Below are 1,656 nucleotides of genomic sequence, written 5' to 3'. Positions count from 1 at the left end.
GCAAGAGGACCCGAGTGTGACAGCCCTCGCCAATGGGGGTTTTGTTGTCACCTGGGGGTCTCATGACCAGCAGCAAGGGGATGCGTCCGCTTCTGCCATCAAGGCCCGTATTTTCAATGAGAATGGCGATGAGATTGTCAGTGAGTTCCTGGTCAATGAATTCACCGATAGCTGGCAAGTATACCCGAGTATTACAGCGCTCACCAATGGCCATTTTGTTGTCACCTGGATGTCTGAGGACCAGCAGCAAGGGGATACGTCCGGTACTGCCATCAAGGCCCGCATTTTCAATGAGAATGGCGATGAGGTTGTCAGTGAATTCCTGGTCAATGAATTCACCAATGGCTGGCAACAGAACCCGAGTGTGACAGCCCTCGCCAATGGGGGTTTTGTTGTCACCTGGGAGTCTCATGACGGACAGCAGGGCGATGGGGACCTCGCCATCAAGGCCCGCGTTTTTGATGCGAACGGTGTTGCTCAAAGTCACAAGATTATCACAGAAGATGTTGTCACCCTGATTGAGACCGCCACGCTTCTGGCCAATGACAGCGATGTGGATGGAGATGCGCTGACGGTGATGGATGTGTCTCCGACGAGTGCACATGGCGCGGCCCTGACGCTGAACACAGACGACGGGACGATCAGCTATGATCCAACCGGCGCAGACGCTGTTCAGGCCCTGGCAGAGGGTCAGACCCTGACGGATACATTCACCTATACGGTCGAGGACGGTAATGGCGGGGAGAGCACCGCAAGTGTTTCCGTGGTTGTTCATGGAGCCAACGATGCGCCTGTTGTGGCGATTGTATTGCCTGATCAGTCTTCCGTGGAAGATGAGACCGTGAGCTTTGTGCTGCCGGCGAACGCATTCACGGATGTGGATGGGGATGCGCTGACCTTGAGTGCGACACTTACGGATGGCACGGCCCTGCCGGACTGGCTGGTGTTTGATGCGGTTGCAGGGAGCTTCTCAGGCACACCGCCGCAGGATTTCAATGGCATGGTCAATGTACTGGTGACGGCCAGTGACGGGTCTCTTTCAGCAAGCGATGCCTTTGCGCTTGAGATTACCCCTGTCAACGATGCACCTGTCGCAGTTAACGATGTTGTGCAAAGTCCCACTCCGATCACCGAAGATGTTGTGACCTCAATTGATACCGCCACGCTTCTCACCAATGACAGCGATGTCGACGGGGACGCACTCACGGTGACAGCGGTTTCTGCCACAAGTGCGCATGGTGCAGCCCTGACGCTGAACACTGATGGGACCATCAGCTACGATCCCACCGGGGCAGCTGATGTTCAGGCCCTGGCAGAGGGCCAGACACTTATCGACACATTTTCCTATGCGACCGATGACGGCAATGGCGGTGTGGGCGTCGCAACCGTTTCGATCATTGTGCACGGAACCAATGATGCCCCTGTTGTGGCACTTGCATTGTCCAATCAGGCTTCCGTGGAAGATGAGGCCGTGAGCTTTGTGCTGCCGGCGAACGCATTCACGGATGTGGATAGCGATGCGCTGACCCTGAGTGCGACACTTACGGATGGCACGGCCCTGCCGGACTGGCTGGTGTTTGATGCGGCTTCCGGCAGCTTCTCAGGCACACCGCCCCAGGACTTCAATGGCACATTGAGTGTCACGGTAACGGCCAG

1 protein-coding gene is annotated in these 1,656 nt (G+C 56.5%); it reads left to right on the top strand.

From position 1 onward, the window contains the following. Positions 1-16: 16 nt before the first annotated feature. Positions 17-1,656, top strand: a 1,640-nt coding sequence (locus tag ACR0EN_RS21210; protein ID WP_480588575.1) for a tandem-95 repeat protein, incomplete at its 3' end; no start/stop codon positions are given.

This window comes from Ruegeria sp. AB7 (assembly GCF_056542625.1).
Note: the sequence above shows the minus strand (reverse complement) of the source record. Positions and strands in the feature narration are given on the sequence as shown.